General features: G+C 42.0%; 5 protein-coding genes. 3 read left to right on the forward strand and 2 right to left on the reverse strand.

Going from position 1 to position 3,480, the window contains the following annotated elements:
• Positions 1-210 (reverse strand): hypothetical protein (locus J7J01_08070; protein MCD6210822.1); only part of this gene is annotated, 210 nt, incomplete at its 3' end.
• Positions 211-321: 111 nt separating this feature from the next.
• Here J7J01_08070 and J7J01_08075 point away from each other — a divergent pair.
• Genes J7J01_08075 through J7J01_08085 form a run of 3 tightly spaced genes read left to right on the forward strand, consistent with a single transcriptional unit; the run spans position 322 to position 2,027 of the window.
• On the forward strand, positions 322-1,062 hold the full coding sequence (locus tag J7J01_08075) for a DUF2162 domain-containing protein (GenBank protein MCD6210823.1): 741 nt from the start codon (positions 322-324) through the stop codon (positions 1,060-1,062).
• Positions 1,041-1,658: a MotA/TolQ/ExbB proton channel family protein gene (locus J7J01_08080; GenBank protein ID MCD6210824.1), complete on the forward strand. Its 618-nt coding sequence runs from the start codon at positions 1,041-1,043 to the stop codon at positions 1,656-1,658. Before J7J01_08075 ends, J7J01_08080 begins: the two co-directional genes overlap by 22 nt.
• 12 nt (positions 1,659-1,670) lie before the next feature.
• The gene (locus J7J01_08085; GenBank protein MCD6210825.1) at positions 1,671-2,027 is read left to right on the forward strand and encodes a DUF2149 domain-containing protein; all 357 of its coding nucleotides are present in this window, start codon (positions 1,671-1,673) and stop codon (positions 2,025-2,027) included.
• A gap of 298 nt (positions 2,028-2,325) precedes the next feature.
• On the opposite strand, the gene J7J01_08090 is transcribed toward J7J01_08085, so the two are convergent.
• The gene (locus J7J01_08090; protein MCD6210826.1) at positions 2,326-3,354 is read right to left on the reverse strand and encodes a hypothetical protein; all 1,029 of its coding nucleotides are present in this window, start codon (positions 3,352-3,354) and stop codon (positions 2,326-2,328) included.
• Positions 3,355-3,480 lie beyond the last annotated feature (126 nt).

Below are 3,480 nucleotides of genomic sequence, written 5' to 3' on the forward strand. Positions count from 1 at the left end.
ACCTTCACACATACTATGCTTTTGGTTCTCTTCATCTTCGGTATCTTCGGTATCTACGGTATGATATGGAAGTTCTTGTAGTATTCCCTGCATATCTGAGAGAATTATGAGAAAATTGCACCGCAAAAAATCTCCCCCGTCCCGGATTGGTTCGCTTCGATTCCTGTATCCTGTAATTACAGCCTCCTCCAGTAGCGTATTGAGACACATCGTTTGAGAGTGTTTAGATCTATTTCATATTGGGGTAATATTTGTCATCCAAATACAAAGATAGATAATGTTCATCTAAATACAAAGAAATTGAGCACGGGCAGAAGATAAATGACAGAGATAAGCAATCTAATTACACTGGGGGTGATTATAGGCGTAGCAATCCTGGCATTAAAAACAGGTTTAGGATGCGGTTTCGCCAACTTGGGGAGAAGAGAGATTGCTTATGTGGCTCTTATTTATTTCATTACTTCTATCGCACTCGGCTATCTGGTAGGTGTTATCCCTCTGAATGTAACGCAAAATATACTTGCAATGGGTGTTACAATGCACCTTATCATCGCAACAGGGCTTGTGTATTTCGGGATAAAAACGAAGAAAGAATGGCTTTCTCGTGGCAATGACCTCTCAAGAAGAACTTTCCTCTGGCTCTCTGTTCCATGTCCAGTATGTTTAACAGCGACATTTTTAGCCTGTCTGATGCTATCTCGACTTACCAGGATCAGCAATCTGAGAATAGGCTTTTTGGTGGGCGTGATCTTCTTTATCGGTGTGTGCTTATCTTCCTTTGCTACTTCTTCTATCGCAAGTGTATTTAAAATCAAAAATCCTTCCACACTTGGCACAGTTATGCTATTCTTCGGTCTATTTTACTTCTTATCTCCTTTAATAATCCCGGCATATATTCAGGCTAAAAGCATTCCAAGCCCTGAGTTCCCGGTAGATTATCATAAGATAGTTCTCTCATTCTCAGTAATGACTCTTTTTATAGTGCTTGGATTTTTAGTGGATAAGTATAAAAGAATGAAGAGCGAAAAAGGAGGCAAAAGATGGACGCAACTTCAGGAATAATTGGGGCGATGTTCATGATTTCGAACTCGTTGCTCTACCCTGTAATTATCATACTGCTCGGGCTGGTCGCATGGTCGCTCATTTCCGTAGGGCAGTTAATATCAGAATATGCATCGAGAAACAGGGATATAGCCAAACTAAAGGTTGGGTGTAGAGATGCAAAGAAATATATGCAGATGCAGGATTACAAAAAAGCAGCAGAAGTCCTAAGGTCCAGTGGCTCTAATGACTTCCTCAGAAGTTTCCTGAATGACCTTACAGAATCGCTAAAAGAGAATAAATTCGCGGTAGAAGCGGAGAAGCTGCTTCAGGACTATGAACTAAGGATAGCAAAGGAGCTCGAGAAGGCGAGGCTGGTGGTAAAGCTGGGACCCATGTTCGGATTGATGGGCACATTGATACCCTTAGGACCTGCATTGATGGGGCTCACTGCGGGAAACATTCAGCAACTTGCAACTAATCTGGTTGTAGCATTCAGTACTACGGTTCTCGGACTTCTTAGCGGCGGTATAGCATACACAATCTCATTGGTCAAGAAGAGGTGGTACACGCAGGATTTGAGTGATATGGAATACGTGGTGGAGGTACTGAAATAAAAGGTGATGGTAATGGTAATGAGAAGCGGGAGGAGGCGAAATCGGTTGATTCTGGATGAAGAGGAAGGGGAGGACCCACTTAACGGGGTCGCAAACCTGTTTGATGCCGCGATGGTGTTTGCCGTTGCTCTTCTCGTCGCACTGGTAATATCCGCGAGCGTCCCGGAGCTCTTGAACCCGACTGCAGATATAACGGTAGTGAAGAATCCGGGGCAGGAGAATATGCAGGTGATTATCAAGAAGGGGCAGGAGATAAAGGTGATGAATATGACGGAACAGGTCGCGGGCGGACAAGGCAGGAAGTTGGGGACTGCATACCGGCTGACAACGGGCGAGGTGATATATGTGCCAGAAAATGCGACAGGGTAGTATTAACTAATCTTCCATTTACACAACACTTCTTTATTTACAAATAATCCCATTTTGCCTACTATTTCTCAAGTATTTCCTCCAAAATAAATTCCGGGGCATCTTTTAGCTTCTCCTGATCGTAAACATAGAATGCACCATCGCTATCGTAAATAACACTATTATTACTTTTTAAATCTTTCTATTTTTATACATACGCCCAATCCTCGCTATCCCACAATAAATTGGCATCCGAGGGGCATTATAGGCTTTTTACTCTTCAATGCACTCCTTTTTTATTTTGTGATATCTCCTCTTCTCATGAGGTTAGATGTTCAACAAAACGAACTAATTTAACATTAACTGGCATTGTACCCGCCCTTAAATGAATTATTAGCTCTTTTGCCTTCTTAAATCCCTCCTCTCCAAGCCCAGTTTCAACAACTAAGTTCTCTATCTTTTTTGTCTTCATCTCATTCGCAAGCTCCGGTGACAAAGGAGCACTATATATCACCACATCGTCGAGCAGCATAGCGATTTCGTGGTCCATTGGGTTATCCAAAGCACCATACTTCTCCGCATCATCCCTCAACTTAGCAGCAGCTTCCTTTTTCAGTGAGAAAGGAACACCCCATAGTGAGTCCCCTCCTACTCTCACTGGTATCGTTCCCGCGCTTTCTATTCCTTCGCTCGCATAAATGACATGGGCAGTGATATTCTCAATATCTTCTAATCTTTGTCCTGCATTTATGTCTCCACCTTTACCACCCGTCTGAATTCTTATTTCAAATTTTCCCGGTACACCTATTATATCCTTCACGATCTGAACATCCTGAGCATCCACACCAGTGATATTAATATGCAAGAGGTTTTCTCCGCTTGTCCTCACAGTGAAGTTTTCAAGACCAAGCATATTTAACTTCGTCTTGATTATTTGCCAGGTTTCGTTCCTTGTCTGGGGAGTTATACCTTCCTTAAAAAACGGCTCATCATCTATTTCCTCTGCTATGCTTGCGTTTATCTTCTTCAAAACCTCTGTTAAATGTTCCTCTGTAATGTTTTTCCTTATTTCATACACTCCCTCTCCCACGGGATTCACATCAGCCTTAAGCTCTTTTTGAAGCAGAGAGCAAACTGCGCTCTCGTTCATATCAGACGCTATCTTAACCGAAACCCCTTCTAATTTTAATAGAATAGAAACATTAGCTAGGGAAGCATTTGAGACAATTGGAGGAGATGAATCCCCTTCAAATTGTTCTTTCCCGCCAAAAAAATGATGATATCCAGCAAAAGAAACCGAAATTATGGCTACCAGAACAATTACTGCAAACATCTTCTTTAGTTTCATTTTCTTATTCTTCTCTCTTCTCTTTTGTTTTTTAAATATATTAATATTTCTGTTTTAACTTGCCCACATCCTTTTAAACCCCTATCCGCCCCCCCCCGCAATGAAATTGCCGGGCACCCAGTCGGA

The sequence above is a fragment of the Methanophagales archaeon genome (assembly GCA_021159465.1).
Taxonomy (GTDB): domain Archaea; phylum Halobacteriota; class Syntropharchaeia; order Alkanophagales; family Methanospirareceae; genus G60ANME1.

What these genes read in the sequence shown, in the direction of transcription:
- J7J01_08080 (MCD6210824.1), top strand. Translation starts at nt 1,041, where the DNA reads ATGGACGCAACTTCAGGAATAATTGGGGCGATGTTCATGATTTCGAAC.
- J7J01_08075 (MCD6210823.1), top strand. Translation starts at nt 322, where the DNA reads ATGACAGAGATAAGCAATCTAATTACACTGGGGGTGATTATAGGCGTA.
- J7J01_08090 (MCD6210826.1), bottom strand. Translation starts at nt 3,354, where the DNA reads ATGAAACTAAAGAAGATGTTTGCAGTAATTGTTCTGGTAGCCATAATT.
- J7J01_08085 (MCD6210825.1), top strand. Translation starts at nt 1,671, where the DNA reads ATGGTAATGAGAAGCGGGAGGAGGCGAAATCGGTTGATTCTGGATGAA.